14 protein-coding genes are annotated in these 15871 nt (G+C 66.4%); 4 read left to right on the top strand and 10 right to left on the bottom strand.

What is annotated here, in order from left to right:
- Positions 1-470: 470 nt before the first annotated feature.
- A complete protein-coding gene (locus AB0K10_RS10460; protein WP_363681979.1) occupies positions 471-887 on the bottom strand; it encodes a GyrI-like domain-containing protein in 417 nt (138 codons plus the stop codon).
- 826 nt (positions 888-1713) lie between these two features.
- Between AB0K10_RS10460 and AB0K10_RS10455 the strand changes: the two genes are divergently transcribed.
- Positions 1714-2604, top strand: coding sequence for a hypothetical protein (locus tag AB0K10_RS10455; RefSeq protein WP_363681977.1), 891 nt, complete (start codon positions 1714-1716; stop codon positions 2602-2604).
- Positions 2605-3242: 638 nt separating this feature from the next.
- Here AB0K10_RS10455 and AB0K10_RS10450 read toward each other — a convergent pair.
- The 3 genes from AB0K10_RS10450 to AB0K10_RS10440 form a co-directional block, all read right to left on the bottom strand.
- A complete protein-coding gene (locus AB0K10_RS10450) occupies positions 3243-5870 on the bottom strand; it encodes an NACHT domain-containing protein (RefSeq protein WP_363681976.1) in 2628 nt (875 codons plus the stop codon).
- 696 nt (positions 5871-6566) lie between these two features.
- Positions 6567-7079: an NUDIX hydrolase gene (locus AB0K10_RS10445; RefSeq protein WP_363681974.1), complete on the bottom strand. Its 513-nt coding sequence runs from the start codon at positions 7077-7079 to the stop codon at positions 6567-6569.
- Between the two features lie 39 nt (positions 7080-7118).
- Positions 7119-8477: a hypothetical protein gene (locus tag AB0K10_RS10440; protein ID WP_363681972.1), complete on the bottom strand. Its 1359-nt coding sequence runs from the start codon at positions 8475-8477 to the stop codon at positions 7119-7121.
- Positions 8478-8698: 221 nt separating this feature from the next.
- On the opposite strand from AB0K10_RS10440, the gene AB0K10_RS10435 reads away from it, so the two are divergent.
- Both AB0K10_RS10435 and AB0K10_RS10430 read left to right on the top strand, forming a co-directional pair.
- Positions 8699-8860: a hypothetical protein gene (locus AB0K10_RS10435; RefSeq protein WP_363681970.1), complete on the top strand. Its 162-nt coding sequence runs from the start codon at positions 8699-8701 to the stop codon at positions 8858-8860.
- Positions 8847-9998 (top strand): helix-turn-helix domain-containing protein, encoded by a 1152-nt coding sequence (locus AB0K10_RS10430; protein ID WP_363681968.1) that lies wholly within the window; start codon positions 8847-8849, stop codon positions 9996-9998. Before AB0K10_RS10435 ends, AB0K10_RS10430 begins: the two co-directional genes overlap by 14 nt.
- A gap of 118 nt (positions 9999-10116) precedes the next feature.
- Here the strand turns inward: AB0K10_RS10430 and AB0K10_RS10425 are convergent, their stop codons facing one another.
- The 3 genes from AB0K10_RS10425 to AB0K10_RS10415 are packed head-to-tail and all read right to left on the bottom strand — an operon-like array spanning position 10117 to position 11660.
- Positions 10117-11013: an alpha/beta fold hydrolase gene (locus tag AB0K10_RS10425; protein ID WP_363681966.1), complete on the bottom strand. Its 897-nt coding sequence runs from the start codon at positions 11011-11013 to the stop codon at positions 10117-10119.
- 57 nt (positions 11014-11070) lie between these two features.
- On the bottom strand, positions 11071-11355 hold the full coding sequence (locus tag AB0K10_RS10420; RefSeq protein ID WP_363681964.1) for a hypothetical protein: 285 nt from the start codon (positions 11353-11355) through the stop codon (positions 11071-11073).
- Positions 11349-11660 carry a hypothetical protein gene (locus tag AB0K10_RS10415; RefSeq protein ID WP_363681962.1) on the bottom strand — a complete coding sequence of 104 codons (312 nt, stop codon included), beginning with the start codon at positions 11658-11660 and terminating at the stop codon, positions 11349-11351. Before AB0K10_RS10415 ends, AB0K10_RS10420 begins: the two co-directional genes overlap by 7 nt.
- A 178-nt stretch (positions 11661-11838) precedes the next feature.
- On the opposite strand from AB0K10_RS10415, the gene AB0K10_RS10410 reads away from it, so the two are divergent.
- A complete protein-coding gene (locus AB0K10_RS10410; RefSeq protein ID WP_363681960.1) occupies positions 11839-12690 on the top strand; it encodes an alpha/beta hydrolase in 852 nt (283 codons plus the stop codon).
- A gap of 84 nt (positions 12691-12774) precedes the next feature.
- Here AB0K10_RS10410 and AB0K10_RS10405 read toward each other — a convergent pair whose 3' ends face one another.
- The 3 genes from AB0K10_RS10405 to AB0K10_RS10395 are packed head-to-tail and all read right to left on the bottom strand — an operon-like array spanning position 12775 to position 15866.
- Complete coding sequence (locus tag AB0K10_RS10405; RefSeq protein ID WP_363681958.1) at positions 12775-13791, bottom strand: methyltransferase; 1017 nt, start codon at positions 13789-13791, stop codon at positions 12775-12777.
- Positions 13792-13833: 42 nt separating this feature from the next.
- Positions 13834-14463: a hypothetical protein gene (locus AB0K10_RS10400; protein WP_363681956.1), complete on the bottom strand. Its 630-nt coding sequence runs from the start codon at positions 14461-14463 to the stop codon at positions 13834-13836.
- Positions 14460-15866 carry a selenium-binding family protein gene (locus AB0K10_RS10395; RefSeq protein WP_363681954.1) on the bottom strand — a complete coding sequence of 469 codons (1407 nt, stop codon included), beginning with the start codon at positions 15864-15866 and terminating at the stop codon, positions 14460-14462. Before AB0K10_RS10395 ends, AB0K10_RS10400 begins: the two co-directional genes overlap by 4 nt.
- Positions 15867-15871: the final 5 nt, after the last annotated feature.

Below are 15871 nucleotides of genomic sequence, written 5' to 3'. Positions count from 1 at the left end.
TCAACGATCTACGGGTCGCCGTCCACGACCCAGCTGTGGATACCTAGCCGCGGGACCACCCGATCGCTGGCGCACTGGCGTGGTCGGGCCGCACATCCCCACGGATGGCCCCGGTGTCAGGCAGCAGCCGCCTCGGCACCACCGGGCCGCGGGTGCAACTGGGCGTGTGTACGCACCCCGGCCCACCCACCGCTGCCACTCACGGTGGTCCGCCCACTCGGCCTGCGCCTGCTCGTCGGAGATCGCGTGCAGCACGTAGCAGCGCCGCTCCTGACCGACGGGTACGCCCCGGTCATCGCCAACGGCGATGAACCAGTACTCCTGCCGTCGAACAGCGCCAGACCATCGGATGGCCCGTCGTAGTAGTCGGCGAACCACAGCATCCGCACGCCGGTCAACTCCGCCAGGCCGTCCAAAACGGAAGCGTCATGCACTGGTGGAGGGTAGGCGATTGTGGAGTGGAGGAACGGTCAGTCTCCGTCTCGCAGGGGCATCAACACATCGATCCGGTCGTGGCGACGGTAGTACTCGATGCACGGGCGAGAGTCGTCCCGACCGCCCGTGCGCTGCAACTGCTCGAAGGTCGGCGTGAGCAGGGCATAGGCGGCAGGTTGCGGGCCACGCACGGTCGCGCTCAGGTATCGGCCGCCCGGAACGATGCCCGTTCGTAGGCCGAGGTGGTCGGGGGCGTCACCGGCTCGAATCCGTACGCAGCAGCGGTAGATGCCGCTGTCGTCGAACACGCCGAGGAAAGTGCGCCCGCGCATCGACCCCAGCACCGTCTCCAGATGGTCCCAGGCCGGCCCGATCTCGTCGGACCCGTCTCTTGCCTCGATGAACATGACAGGTGTCTCGGTGCGCTCGACTCGCCTGACCGGCAGGTGCATCCTCGGCCCTCCTCCGTCACGTGGTCCGCGTCGAAGAGAAGCTACTCGCGACCTCTGACGCTGTCTGTCCCGCGAACCCGGTCCGGCGGCACTGTTGAGCCGCCGGCGAGGTACACCGGCGCCTGTTGGTCACGGGCCCTCGTCGCCGCATGGATTCGTGTGGCGACGTTGGCGGGAAGACGCTGCTCAGGTCCCCGGCGGTGGTCATCACGACCGCGCCCCCGGCCGGTGGCACGGTTCGCCAGGCATAGCCCGCGCTACACGAGCCAGACTTGGTGGAGACCGAATACGGCTGCGGCACCTACGCACCCCCCGTCAACACGAGCGTGGGCTAGACGAGGGTGCCGAGCCGGAAACACGACAGCGCCGGGTCGCGCCGCGCAGAGCTTGCAGCCCTTTTTGCTGTCGAGGTTGGCGGAACCCTGGTGGAACGGCGGGAGCCTGTACCCGAACAACGGGGCCGTCGGGACAGTGGCCAGAACCTAGCGCCTGCATCAGACGAAGCAATGAAACAACAAAGAACTAGCTCGCATTTCCGACCCGCTCTGAAAAGTGGACGCATCGGCCGCACGCGCCCGCCGCTTGGGCACGCCGGGCCGCTGCCGCTTGACGGGCGTCATGCTGACGCCCGGTAGCAGGCGCAGACAGCGGGTAGCCCGGAGGGCCGCCGCAGCACAATGGAACGTTGACCGGTGGGTTGGTGGGCCGGCAGCCGGACAAGCTGTGCGGCGTGGGGGAGCGGACGCCGGTCGAGTCGGGCGAGCTGGGGGCGGCCCAGACGGCGTGTCGCGTTGGAGCCATCTCGAAGGTGAGGCAGGTTCGATATATGAGCATGAACATCCCGCAGGACGGCACGCCTGTATTGCAGGACTTTCTCTACGTTGACGTGCCGCGCGTGCGGTCGTTGCTTGGACAACTATATCAGGGCACTCCGGATAAGGTCGAAGAGGTTACCGAACGTCTTAATCGGTGGGGCGTTGGAGTATCCCTCGGCATGACAAAAGGCGAAGCTGGACGCCAGTCGATTTCCCGGAATCAAGAGACCAGAAGTTTCGGAGAACTTCATTTCACGATGTTCGAGCAGTCCGCCGAAGCGACGGGTTTCCTTACAGATATCTCCGACATTGCTGCCGAGCCTCGGAACTGGGAATCCGATGGGATGGCAGGAGCCGCGCCCGAGGGTGCCATCGTGCGAATCGAGGCACCGTCAAATATTACTGACGGACAGCACTTCTCCGAGATGGTTGGCCACATGCTGGAGTCGGGAGTCCTTAAGAAGAACCAAGCACAGGCTAAGACGATCTTTCACATGGCCAAGATGATGTACCCGAAGGGCGTGATGATTCGAATAATGCCCTGTGGCCCAGCTAAGCCAAACCATGGATTTGTCGGCACCCTGCTAGAGCGATCTGACTACATCGGACCGGAAAGAAGTGCGCTCTATGGTCGTTATGGCAACGAGGCCCGGCATTGGGTAACGGTTGGCGTCGTTGCACGGAGGGGTGAACGACGCGCGGGTCCCGTCCCCTCGCTCCCAGATAACGCCATCAGCTCTCAGCCCGGGTTTGAGCGGGATAAGCTTGACGCGCTAGTCCAGCATTTCTCAAGAATTATGGAGGCGCACGGCGCAAACGAATCCCCCATCTATCCAGGGATGGCCATCATTCCTCTCGCTGTTTATCGCCCGATAATTCCCCGCTCATGGGTGTGCCCCTAGGGTGAGTAACGTGGTCGGGCGGTAGCGCGAGTCGACAATCCCAACGCGTGGCTCGCGCTTTCTTGCGCTACCGCCATTCCGGCCAGAAGGGTAACCACTGCACAGAGTGGGACTTCGGTATGGCGGCCAACTCAGGCCTTCCGGTCTTTAGCATCACCTACTAGGCATTGGTGATGAAATGCGAATGACGCGGTGAATCTCTTAACGGGGCCTTTTGTCAGCCACGCCCGCAGGGCATCCCAAGGCATCTAGCCCATGCCCTGAATGGGAGCCGCCCTGTCTCGAATATAGACGTTATCCTCGACCGTGTCTCCTATTCCAAGGACCGTGTTAATAATGATCTGAGAATCGGAATGAGAGACGGAAGCAGGCCGAGGGCGGCCATTGATCCCACAATGGAATATACCTTGAACGCCCAATGGGGCCAACGATCGCCGCCAAAATTTCGGTAGACCTCAAGTCGACGGCAACAATAACCAGCACGGGTATGGACACCAACAGGATGCCGGCAAGGTGCCACTCGTCAAATTTTGAAACGCTTCCAGTCTTCGACAATGCAAGACTGACGATTTCGGCACACGCCAACAAGAGCATAACAAAGCCATAGATGCAGACGAAACCGAAAGCATCCACCCCGCTTAGGAAGAGGGCTCCGAAAGCTCAAGCGACTCGCCTGAACCAGGCGACGCCCTGATAAGTGGGTGAACGGTGACGCGGCGACGAACCCGCACGGCGAATCCGATCATAAGAATTCCGGCAGCATAAGACAACGATACCAGTATCGACCAAACAAGGCCAAATGATTCGACCGACGCTATCGATACCATTGAAATACTAAAAAGCATCAACACTAGCACTCTTAGCACAGACCAGATCGTCACGGTTGTTCGGTTGCGTAGAATTATCCAAGTGACCAAAATATGCACGGGAATCACGATCACCAACAAGGGTGCGAATATCATAGCAGTCAGTTGCGGAATATCGGGCATAAATTGCTCAGAACTGGAACTGGCAACATACACTGCGGGAATTGCGAGGAGCGTGCCGGCAAAGGCTGAGAAAGAGCGCAAAACTAGGCGCTTGTACCGAGGCTCCGTGTAGCAATCGACAGATTGTTCGGGGATTGGAGAGTCAAGGGAAGGCACAAGGTATTCTTGGAGCAGAACGTGTCGGAACTGATATCGGGCTCCAGCCTGCCGCAATACGCCACGGCGATGAGCATCGTCTAAAAAACTCATCAGCCTGATCGGTAGCATGCCGCGCGCAGCGAAAACTAGTCGCGCCAGTAGGAAGGTGCCCCAATGCCCCGAAAGTGCGGATGTCAACCCGCCCAAGAAACCCGCAGCGAAGCCCCGCGCCCCTCCAACAACTGGACCGCCGAAGAAGCCTAAGCCAATGCCCAACGCTAGTCCAACCAGGATCGCCGAGACCAAACAAACTTTGCGTTCTGCCCTCAAGGTGGCTATGGGGCTACTCGCTCGTGCCGCATCCACCGGAGCTGTTAGCGACTTGTTCAGCCCGACCACAGCCCCCGTGACTAGCCCCATTAGGGAGTAGATCCAGACCACCAGAAAGTCCGGCATTACAGGGAGCTTTAGAATTCCAAGACAGGTCATCCCCGCGAAAACCTTCGCAAATGGCCGAGGGAAGCGCTTGAAATTTACTGCGACAATCGAAGGATGTTCCAGCACCCTAAAAGCAAATAAAGCCGATGATCCCATGGTCGCTATAAAATAGATGACAGCAAGTCCAAAGTTTTCAATTACATAGAAAACGCCTGCAATGATGCCCATTATGGCAAAGTAAGTCCAGCCCGTAGCTTTTTCAGCCGCTTCATGCAGTCGCCACCAGGAAATTTCTAAAGAATCGCGCTCGCGCAAATAATGCGCCAAGAAGAGGAGCCACTTATTCGCTTCTTTGCTAGTGCAACCCGAATCCAATGGCGGGCCGGGGAAAACCGAGGGAATCAGGGACTCGATCAAGTGAGATGAAATCCGCTCCTGCGACTTCAAATCGGAGCCAAGCAGGGCAGAAGGGTTGGCATCAGCATGAGCGTAGTTCGTGCGGGCTAAGCTGACCATGAGTGGAGTAGAAAGCGCGCGAGCCAATGCTCCTTGCGGCCTCTGAGTCATCCGCTTGAAGACCCGCTCCCAATTCGCTTCCAGCCGTGGATGCGTGGATCTCCGGAGGTAGGCGCAAACTGTGGTTGCCGCCAAATGCTCTAACTCAATGACGGCTGCAGCTGTCACCACGTCAGAATTCCGCACCGTATCACGATATTCTTGAGGTCGTGACGTTAAAACCATTGAACAAGAGGTGCCAAGGTGATTAATCGAAGCGATGGCGAGAGCGCGATTTTCGTGTGGCATCTCGTCAAGTCCGTCGAGAATTGGAAGTATTCCTCCCGCCTTCAGTAATCGCTCCACACGTCCTTTCTGGTGCATTGCAGGGTAGTCGACGGCCAGTTGGCCAGAAATCCATCCATTTAGGTCCTGCCTCTTGGGATCCCAAGTAGCAAGCGTCAATAGTACCGGAACGGGCGCGAGCTCATCTCGATTCTTGACTAGATCAAGCAGTAGGCGCGTTGCAATCACTGTTTTCCCGGAACCAGCATCGCCGAGAATTACGAGCCGCTGCCTGTGTAAACGTTTGAGAAAGACCTCAGCAATTCCCCCTAGTCTACCGTCCACTGCAAGAGGGTGCTGCTTCCCATCCGTGCGAATATTGCCCCAATAGTCACTTACGGGTGGGCCCACAGCATGCCATTGGACGGGCAGCGGCTCAGGGTCATGAAGCTTCCGCAGTTGCTCTTCTCCGCTCCACTGCTCTGCCACTGACTCAGCTAGAACTTGAAGAGTCTTAGCAAGATCGTCCTCACCGCTTTTGTGACCCAGCAACGAAGGGCCAAACGTCGCGACCAGCGTAATTGTGGCGATAAGAAGCGCACCAACACTTGCGATCTGGTCAGCTCGGTCCAACCCCTGCTTCAGTAGCAGCCACATCAGCGACGCTACGGCCGGTACCGCAAGCGCGCTGACGATGATCCGGTTCCGCATCTGGGGTATAGGGCGCACGGAAACATCTTGCCCCAGTGCCGCTAGTCCCCGGGGGAGCCGCACCTGCCCCGCTTCGACTGCCGATTTGCTGCTGTTCTGAATCAAGGCACCGCGCTCCGCGCGGTGCAGGGCGGCAAGCCCGGTCGGTGGCTCACCGCCCCGGCCGCCTGCGGCGCCGGGGCGGTGAGCCACCGACAGCCGCCGGGACACCGCCCCACAGTCGGATCTCAGCTCAGCGCGAGTTCGTCTGGGAAGCGTTCGTGAAGCGCTGTGACCACATGCCGCAGGCAGTAATCGAGGCTGTGGCCGTCGACCCTTATCGCCGCACCATCGAGCCGCTGACCCGAGATCATCACGGTTCAGGGTTTGCGCTGCCGCTCGCCGTCAATCTTGACCAGCCCGACCAGACCCATCTCCCCCAGGTGCTCCAGCAGCTCCGGCATGTGCTCATCCCACCTCATCCACGGATGGGACCACCAAGACCGCTACGGAAGCCAGCGGGTCGGCCTGGTCGTGCGTCGGGGCTTCCGTCTCTGCCAAGCCAGTCCAACCCCGGGACTGGCTTGCACCGGAACACTGGGTCGCGGCACTAGCTCCACCACCAGGACGTGCCAAACACACACAGTCGCCGGCCCTAGCCGGAACGGTCGGGCGTGGACCGGAGACGGTCCAAGGCGGTACTGCCAGCCGACCCGAGAAGAGGTCAACTGAGCCAGCGCTCAGGGCGTCTCCAGGGCGTCAGGGCGTCGTCAGGGCGTCAAACGCCGCCCAATGTTGACCATGAACGACCATCGACACCCGAACATAGAACCAGCTTAGAGCCTTGATCGAGGCTCTGGGCTGGTGGGCGACGGACGAGTCGACCTGTACGCCGGATTTTGTCTCACTCAGTCTGCGACCAAGGCTCTACTTCGTATTCGGCCCATCCTCAGAGGATGCTGGAACGGCCGAACCGCCAGCGAAGTACACCGGCGCTTGTCGGTCACGGGCACTGGTCGCCGCACGGATTCGTGCGGCGACGTTGGCGGGAAGACGCCGCTCAGCTTCTCGATGCGTGAAGAAGGCGACGTCCTCCAACTCCTGCCTCGGCAACGTGACGCCGTCGAGGCTGTCAAGGGACCCGCAGCCGAAGGTGAAGCTGATGATCGCGCGTGGTCGCTCCCCAGCGGGCGGCGCCCAGTCGACTACGAGAAGGTCGCCCACCACGACCGAGATCCCCAACTCCTCTTGGATCTCGCGGGCGCAGGCATCGTGGGGATATTCGCCTTCGTCCACGTAGCCGCCGGGGAAGGCCCAGTGGTCGCGGTAGGTGGGTTTGACGAGCAGCACGTTGCCGTCCGGGTCGGTGATGAAGGCGGCCGCTGCGGCGTAGAAGGACGCCAGGTTGGCGTACCACGTTGCGGGCTCCGTCCAGGTCACCTGGGTGACGCTAGCGGACGGGTCCAGGTGGCTCCGTCCCTACGTGGCTGCCGGCATGGCCGCGAGAGTATGCAGGACTTCGCTGACCTGGGGCGACGCCTGCTGAGCGCTGAGCGTTGCGGTGAGTTCGTGGACGCGCTGCTGGACACGCGCTGACTGGATGCCCGCAGTGTGCTGTGCCAACTTCCGGCCCCAGGCGCAGGCGGCGTCGGTGTCCCCGGCGCGGGCATGAGTCATGGCAACGAGCGCGGTGTGCAGGGCACGCGTGCGGGTGTTCTGGCTGGCCAGGGTGAGCGCGTCGGGAGCGTATCGAAGGGCCTGCGAGTAGAGATGCAGATCGCCCAGGCACCGCAGTGCGGCTCCGGCGAGGTGGGCGGGGCTGAAGTAGGCGACCCAGCGTGGGCCAGGGTCGGTGCCTGTGCGGTCGAGCGCGCGTTCGGCTCTGGCGAGCGCGAGCTGGCAGGCACGTCGTTCGCCTGACTGCCCGTACGCCGTGGCGGCGGTGGCGTGCAGTCGAGCGAGCACACTGGCTGGTGCACGGCCAGCTCCGTCGATGGCAGCCTGGGCGAGCAGGGCCGCTTCGCGGGAGTGGCCAAGCTGCACGGCCTGGGTGGCGAGGTTGGCCAGCAGGTGAGCGCCGTACAGGCGGTCATCGGCGGCCTTGGCGAGTCGCAGGGCGACGGTCATGTGTCGTTGGGCGGAAGCGTGATCTCCGGCGTCGTACGACATGAAAGCGAGCTGTCCGCAGAGTGTCGCGGCTGCGCGCATGAGGTTGCGTCCCACGGCTTCGGTGTAGGTGCCGTGCAGCATGAGGGTGACCTGGCGTACGAGGAAGTCGGCCATCAGCGACCGGGTGCTCGGAGAGCCGCTGCCGTGACGTCGGTCGAGATCGGTGAAGTGATCCGCCAGCGCGTACAGCGACTGGACGTCGGTGGAGGTGACTTGCTGCCGGCCGTTCCTGCTGACCGACGTGTCGGGCAGGTCATACCGCCACCCGAGCGCCGCTTGCAGGGCTTGTCCGCTGTCGAATACACCGGCGGCTTGCTGATTGAGGTGCTTGGTCAGCGTCGCCCAGATCCGCTCGGCGGTGTCGATCGCCTGATCGACGGTTGGCGGGTAGACGCACGGTCCGATGCTGTCGACGGTGCCAAATCCCAGCTCTGCGATGGCGACAGGGCGGTCGAGTTTGCGGGCAAGTGTTTCGGCCATGGCGGCCTGCACGTGCTCGCCTGGCCGGCGACCGCGCAACCACCAGTAGACGCTGGCGGCGTCGTAGCGCCAAGCGCCCTGGTCGCGGCCCGCGTGATTGAGCTGGCGAGCGAAGGCAGCGTGAGCGTTGCCGTAGCCGGCGGCAAGCAGCAGCCCCTCGAACGCTGCGTTCGTCACCGGTCGCGCCATGGTCAACCTCCAGGCATCAGTCAACTACAACTAGTGACGAGCCTATGGCCTTAGCCGGTCCTATGGGGACCGGCGCAACCCCGCGCAACCCACGTCCTGAGCAGCGCAATGGCACGCATCGCTTGCCATCTGGCCCGTATTCGCGCAGCGGGCTTCGCTGATCCCAGGAGTCGTGGGTGGCGGCGCAATCTGAGCGTCGTGCCCCGGGTGACGGAGGTGGCATGCGCGGCGACGAGACGGCGAGCAAGAGCGAGCAGGCCGAGGCGGCCGAGCGCGAGGCTGCCAAGCAGCGCCTGCTGGCACAGGCCGAGGCGGACCGCGTACCGGTGGAGGACACGACTCGTGCGGTCCCGGACCGGCGGTGGCGGCGTGACAAGCGATGACCTGCCGATCGGCCGCCGGGTCGCCCGCTGGCGGGTGCGGCGGTCGATGATACAGCAGCAGCTCGCCGATCGTCTCCGCAGGTCGAAGAGCTGGGTCGACAAGGTCGAGCGGGGAGTGCGGGCCCTGGACCGGTACTCGGTGATCCAGGAGTTGGCCGACGTGCTGCGGGTCGACCCGGAGGTGCTGCTCGGCCAGCAGCCGCAGCGAACGCCGGTCGGCGCTCTCGACGGGGTGGACGACATCCGCGCCGCTCTCGCCCGCTACGACACCCCGCATGCCACGCAGCAGACGACGGAGGAGGCGAGGAGGCAGGTCGGGTACGCCTGGTTGACCTACCAGCACGCGCACTACGCGCAGTTGATGCGGGTGTTGCCGAGTCTGCTCGATGTCGTGCAGGGCGCGCGGTCACCGGAGGTGCGGGTGCAGACGTACCGGATCACCTCCGCCTTGCTGGTGAAACTGGGCGAGGCCGACCTCGGCTGGCTGGCCGCCGATCGGGCGATGGCTGCCGCCGGTGACGATCCGGCGCTCGCGGCGACGGCGGCCGTGTCGGTCGGGCAGGCGCTGCGTGCGTCGGGCCGCGACCGCCTCGCCTTGGCCGCGACGCTCGCCGTCGCGAACCGCGTCCGGCCGCAGCGGTCGGCGGGGGAGTGGGCCGTGGGCGGGACGCTGCTGCTCCAGGCCGCCCTGGCCGCCGCCGGCTGCGGCGAGCACCGCCGCGCCGACGAGCTGACCGACCGGGCCGCGGGCGTCGCCGCACACCTTCCGGGGTACGACGATCAGCACCGCACCAGCTTTGGGCCGGTCGCCGTGGAGCTGGCTCGGGTGCTCGTGGCGGCGCAGCGGGGTGACGCCGACGAGGCGGTGCGACGGCATGTGAGCGTCGTTCGGCGGGACGGGTGGCGGCGGTTGCCGGCCGAGCATCGGGGCGCCTACCTGCTCGACGCCGCTGGGGCGTACCTCCACATCGGTGACCTGCGCGGGGCGGCACGCGCCCTGGTCGACGCGGACAGCGTCTCGCCCGCTGAGGTCCGGTGTCGGCCGTTGGCGCGTACTCTCATCGCCGATGTCGCCCGCGCGCAGCCGGCGCCGGCCGGCGTGACGCGACTGGCGACGCTTGTCGGCCTCACCCGTTGACGGACGCGCGCCGGGCCGTCGAGCAGTGCCAGACCATCCAGCGGGGCCTTCGTAGTAGTTGGCGAACCGCAGCATCGCACGCCGGCCAACTCTGCCAGGCCCTCCAACACGCTACGGGTCAGCCGGCCAGTGCCGCGCCGATCGCCCGCACCTGCGCCGGGGCGACCGACGCCCAGTAGTCGGCGTCGTGGCAGCCCACCCCGATGGTCACCATCCCCGGGTCGGGCAGCCGGTCCCGCAGTGTCTGGACCGCGTCCGCGAACGGGTCGGCCGCGCCGATCGCGATCCGCACCGGCAGGCCGGCGAACTGCGCGGCGCGGGCCGTCACGTCGTACCGGGCCCACTCGTCGGGATCGTCGAACGCGCCGGCGTTGACCCCCTCCGCGTCGGCGTACGAGCGGAAGATCGCCGGTGAGGTGGCCACCACCGCCCGGAACCGGTCCGGATGGGTCAGCGCGGCGAGCAGCGCGCCGTACCCGCCCATCGACCAGCCGGCCACCGCGACCCGGTCGGTGCGCAGGCCGCGCCCCTCCAGCAGCGGCAGGAACTCCCCGACGAGCATGCCGAGCGGGTCGTCCGTGGCGTGCGGATGCCAGTAGCCGTCGCCGCCTTCCGGTGCGGCCAGCGCGAACGGGGGCACCCCTGCCGCGAGCGCGCCAGCCAGGAACTCCGGATACCGGGCGGCGGTGACGGCGGAGCGGGCGTCGGCCCCGTACCCGTGCAGGGCCAGGCAGACGGGCAGCCGAGCGCCCGGGGCGTACCCGGGTGGGTAGGAGATGGCGAAGCCGACCTCCCGGCGGCGTGCCGTCGAGCGGAAGCTGCCGATGACCGGCGGCTGGGGCGTGCCCTGCGGTGCGGTCGGCGGCGCGGCATCGCAGCGGCCCAGCGCGTGGTCGAGCACCGACCGGCCGGGCAGCACCTCGGCGTCGACCAGGGCGATGCCGCCCGCGCCGAGCGCGGTGACGCCGCCAGCGGCGGCCACCAACTGGAGGAATCGGCGTCGACTGATCGGCATCCGGTCACCGTAGTCGCTGCGTTCGGGTCACCCCGATCCGGCCGCAGCGCCGGCCGGTCAGCAGAACCAGCCGTCCTGCACCCAGCCGCGCCTGTTGATGTGCCCGTAGGCGAAGCCGTAGATGTAGCCGCCGCTGCGGGGACCTTCGACCAGGAACGTCTGACCCTGGGAGAGGGTGCCCATCCAGGCGCCGTTGGGTTGCGTGCGGACGAACAGGTCGCTGGCGCACACCGTCTCCCGCTCGCCGACCGTGCCGTTGGCGGCCAGCGCGGGCGTCGGCGCGGCGAGCGCCGCGGCGGCGACACCGGCCAGCAGGCCGGCGACCACCCGGGCGCTCACCATGAGTCGTACCCGCCGATGCACTCGGCGCGCAGGTAACCCCAGTCGTTCGGGCCGAAGTCGAAGGACGCGGCCCACCCGTTGTAGACCGGGTGCGCGCCCGGGGTGTGACCGATCTTGTTGCCGTAGACGAGCGTGCGCTTCAGGCCGGTGGGGCCGCCCGCGGAGTCGTAGTTGGCGTAGAAGCTGGCGCTCTGGCAGACCACGATGGCGTGCCGTGGCACCACCGGGTCGGCCTGGGCCGGCGTGGCGCCCAGGGCGGCCACGGCCGCTCCGACGGCCAGCGTCGCGGGGATTCTTCGAAGCATGCCCACCTCCGGTACGCCGAAACTTTCCTACCGGCGACACTACCGAAGGTGTCGATAATTGTCGATGTTGGGCGCGGTTTTGCGGCCTGACCTGGGCAACGGCGGTCGGCCGCATATCCGGCGACCCGACGGGAAAGCGCGGGGCGTCCGACAGCCCACACCGGAGCAGGAGAAAAACATGCCTTTCATCACCGTGGGGACGGAAAACTCCGCACCCATCGACCTGTACTACGAGGACCACGGATCCGGTCAGCCGGTCGTGCTGATCGCAGGCTTCCCGTTCAACGGGGCGACCTTCGAAAAGGCGACAAACGCCCTGCTCAACGCCGGATACCGGACGATCACCTACGATCGACGCGGCTACGGTAACTCCGCCCAGCCGGCGTTCGGATACGACTACAACACGTTCGCCGCAGACCTGGACGTGCTGATGACCGAGCTGGACCTTCACGACGCGACACTCGTGGGTCACTCGATGGGCACCGGCGAGGTGGTCCGCTACCTGGCCAACTACGGCTCCCAGCGAGTGAGTCGCGGTGTGCTGCTCAGCCCGCTGCAACCCATGCTGGCCAAGGCGAAGGACAACCCGGAGGGCGTCGACACGAACCTCTTCAAGGGGTTCCAGCAGGCCATCATCAAGGACCGTTACGCCTACCTGACGTCGTTCTGCGACGCGTTCTTCAACCCGGACCAGAACATGGGCAAGCGGGTTAGCGAGGACGCGTACCGGGGGCACTGGCAGATCGGTGCGATGGCCTCCGCCAGGGCCACTCACGACAGCGTGGACGCCTGGCAGGAGGACTTCCGCCCCGACCTGCCGAAGATCGACGTGCCGATCTTGATCATGCAGGGTGACCAGGACCGGGTGCTGCCCTACCCGGTGACCGGTCAGCGGCTCGGGCCGATGATGCCGACCGCCAATCTGATCACGCTCAAGGGCGCGCCGCACGGCATCCCGTGGACGCACGCCGACGAGGTCAACAAGGCGATCATGGACTTCATGAAGCAGCCGGCCAAGGCTCGCGCCTGACGAGTACCGGTAGCCGATCGGACGCCAGCGTCACGATGACGCTGCGGCACCCGACCCCTTCCCGGGTCGGGTGCCGTCGGCGTTTCACGGTCGGCGGGCCACCACCGCGCCGTTCGCGCCGGGGGCGTCGAACGGCACGGTACGGACGTCGACGAACCCGGCGTCGGTGAGCCACGCGCCGTACTCGGCGGCCGAGTAGTTCCGGCCACCCTCGGTCTCGACAAGCATGTTCATGCCCATCAGAGCCGCCTCCGGTGGCCCGGTGCGCTCGTCGTTGAGCAGCAGCTCGCAGACGACTATCGCCCCGCCGGGCGGCAGCGCCTCATGACACCTCGCCAGCAGCGCCCGGTTCGTCGGCTCGTCCCAGTCGTGCAGGATCATGCTGAGCAGGACGACATCGTGCCCGTCCGGCAACGCGGGATCGGCGAGGAAGTCGCCGGCCACCGCGTCGATCCGATCGATCAGACCCGCCTCCGCGATCCGCTCCCGCGCCCGCACGCACACGTGCGGCAGGTCCAGGACCGTCGCCCGCAGCTCGGGCAGGCGGCGGCAGAACTCGATCGGGAACGCGCCGGCCCCGCCACCCACGTCGAGCAGCCGACGGTACGCGGAGAAGTCGTACGCGTCGGCAAGCGCGCTCGCCGTGAAGCTGGACGTCGAATACATGGCGTCCCAGAACTGCGCCAGCATCAGCGGGTCCTCGGTGTCGAACATGGACTGCTGCGACTCGGGGTCCCAGGTCAACGGTCTATCCGTGCGCAGCGCGTCGCCGATCCGGTGCCACGGCAGGTAGGTGCGCAGGTCGGAGTAGCGGATCTGGGCGCCGAAGTAGTAGGGGCGGCCCTCGACCAGGAACTGCTCGGCCAACTCGGTGTTGCGGTAGGCGTCGCCGGCCTTCTCGAGCAGGCCGAGCGAGGCGCACGCGGCGAGCAGCAGGTCCGCCGGCCGGTCGGGCAGCCCGAACTCGGCGGAGGCCTGTTCGACTGTCATCGTCCGCCCGCCGGCTAGCCGGGTGAACAGACCGAGGTCGACGCCGGCCGCGAGGGTCTTGAACCCCCACACGCCGGCCACGAGCTGCATGAGCGGAGTCGGAGTGACCATGGCGACATGAGATCACACATCACACGTTTCCACGATGGACGGTCACGCCCGGATCAGCGTCACCAACCCCGCGGCCACCAGCACCCCGGCCCAGAGCCTGTCGACGTTGAACCAGGCCCGACGCAGCACCCCGACCCCGAGCACCTGGTAGACGAGCATCGCCACGACGAACGCGGTGCCCAGCATTGCCACGGTGTGCACGCCCGCCGCCGCCAATCCGGTCAGCGCGCCGACCGGCGCGGCGGCCAGGTGCCCGGAGTGACCTCCGGGCACCGGCTCGGCGACCAGCACCGGCAGCAGCATCAGCCCCGCGCCGTGCGCCGACGACATGAGGAACGACCAGCCGGCGAGCTGTGCCGAGGACAGCCGCATCCCCGCCCAGCGGAAGTGCCGCTCGGAGAGCAGCCGCCACAACCCGAACCCGACCAGCAGCACGCCGCCGACCACCGCCAGGGCGGTGCTCGCCGTCACCGACCTGGTCGCGGTGACCAGGGCGGCGACGATCGCCACCGACGCGAGGTGCCCCGCCGCGATCGGTGGCAGCGCGCGCAGCAGTGCCGCCCGGTTGCGTTCCTGCAGGCCCCGGGCCACCGCGAACAGCCAGCCCATCGCCGGGTTCAGGCCGTGGAACGCGCCGAGCGCCGCGAGCGTGGCGAGGGTCCCGACGGTCACGGGAAGCAGTACGAGTCGGAGGACGCGTCCCCGCCCTGCAGGCGGGTCTGGTGCACCCGCCGGCCCCGGAACTCCTCACCGTGCGGGAAGAACCTCTCGTCGGGCGTGAGGCCGCCGGCGTCCACGTCGACGTCGAGCTTCGCCAGCCAGGCGCCGACCCCGTCCGGATAGAACTGGTCGTCCCACGCGCCGTAGAGGGAGTTGCTGACGTAGACCCGCCGCCCGTCCCTGCTCACCTCGACCATCTGCGGACCACCCGCGAGGGCCTCGTCCGGTGCGGACGGATGCGCGGTGCGGCGGACGATCCCGCCGAGGTGCACCGAACCGGTCTGCACCGGGTGCAGCGGGTCGCTGACGTCGTACTGGCGCAGCTCCCCGGTGCCCCAACAGGAGACGTAGAGGAACCGGTCGTCCACCGACAGGTCGATGTCGGTCACCAGCGGCGGCACCGCGCCGAACGGCTTGAGCAGATCGGGCAGATCCGCCGGGTCGGCCGGCTCGGCCGGGATGTCGATCACCTTGGTGACCGCCCAGGCGTCCCCGTCGCGGTGCCACAGCCAGACCGAGGCGGACAGGTCCTCGACGCTGATCACCACCCCGACGAACCCGTACGACTTCCTCGGATCGTGCGCCGGGCGCAGCTCCAGCGGCATCTGGTACTGGTCACCCAGGTCCACCCGCTGCACGTGCCGACGTTTCGCGAGGTCCCAGAAGTGGATGGCGTGGCCGTAGCGTCGGCCCAGCAGCAGCTCGCCGATGATCCCGTCCTCGATCATCGACGGGGTGCCCCACTCGCTGGTGACCAGCACGTCCTGGGTGAGGTGCCACCACACGTCGTACGCCAGGAACTGCGGGCCCCGGTCGGCCTCCCACGCCCCACGGACGTCGAACGTGGTGTGGTCCAGGATCGCGATGCCACCCGGGCCCTCGGCGCCGTCCGCGCCGCCGAGGGCGGACAGGTAGATGCCGTCCGGGCCGCAGTGCACGGTGTGCGGCCGGGAGTAGCCGGCCCGCTTCGACAGCTCTTCCGGCCCGATCACCTTGACGACCTGCGGTTGGCGCGGATCGGGCTGGGTGTCGAGCACGTGGATGCGCGACGAGCGCAGGCCGGGCACGATCAGGTAGCGCCGTTCGACGTGCGGGTGTGGGGCGGTCGGGCAGAGCGCGCTGCTGCACGCGTTCCACCCGAAGTGGTGCACCTCGTCGCCGAGGTGCGGCAGGTCGGTCCAGCCGACGACCCGGCCGTAGTCGGGGGAGTCGGGGTTGGTGTCCAGCACCGCGATGGCGTCCGGGCGGCTGGCCGTCCGGTCGAAGGCCGCCACGTAGGCGAGCTTCTCCGCCGGCGCGGTCGCCGCCTCACTGGGCGACGGGTAGAAGGTGGGGTCGGGCGTCCAGCGGGTCATCGGGT

The organism is Micromonospora sp. NPDC049274, from assembly GCF_040678875.1.
Taxonomy (GTDB): Bacteria; Actinomycetota; Actinomycetes; order Mycobacteriales; family Micromonosporaceae; genus Micromonospora.
This window is presented reverse-complemented; position numbering and strand designations above follow the sequence as displayed.

Coding starts and splice junctions, on each gene's coding strand:
- AB0K10_RS10415 (WP_363681962.1), bottom strand. CDS start 11,660: ATGCTTCGAAGAATCCCCGCGACGCTGGCCGTCGGAGCGGCCGTGGCC.
- AB0K10_RS10410 (WP_363681960.1), top strand. CDS start 11,839: ATGCCTTTCATCACCGTGGGGACGGAAAACTCCGCACCCATCGACCTG.
- AB0K10_RS10420 (WP_363681964.1), bottom strand. CDS start 11,355: ATGGTGAGCGCCCGGGTGGTCGCCGGCCTGCTGGCCGGTGTCGCCGCC.
- AB0K10_RS10405 (WP_363681958.1), bottom strand. CDS start 13,791: ATGGTCACTCCGACTCCGCTCATGCAGCTCGTGGCCGGCGTGTGGGGG.
- AB0K10_RS10455 (WP_363681977.1), top strand. CDS start 1,714: ATGAGCATGAACATCCCGCAGGACGGCACGCCTGTATTGCAGGACTTT.
- AB0K10_RS10435 (WP_363681970.1), top strand. CDS start 8,699: ATGCGCGGCGACGAGACGGCGAGCAAGAGCGAGCAGGCCGAGGCGGCC.
- AB0K10_RS10425 (WP_363681966.1), bottom strand. CDS start 11,013: ATGCCGATCAGTCGACGCCGATTCCTCCAGTTGGTGGCCGCCGCTGGC.
- AB0K10_RS10460 (WP_363681979.1), bottom strand. CDS start 887: ATGCACCTGCCGGTCAGGCGAGTCGAGCGCACCGAGACACCTGTCATG.
- AB0K10_RS10395 (WP_363681954.1), bottom strand. CDS start 15,866: ATGACCCGCTGGACGCCCGACCCCACCTTCTACCCGTCGCCCAGTGAG.
- AB0K10_RS10440 (WP_363681972.1), bottom strand. CDS start 8,477: ATGGCGCGACCGGTGACGAACGCAGCGTTCGAGGGGCTGCTGCTTGCC.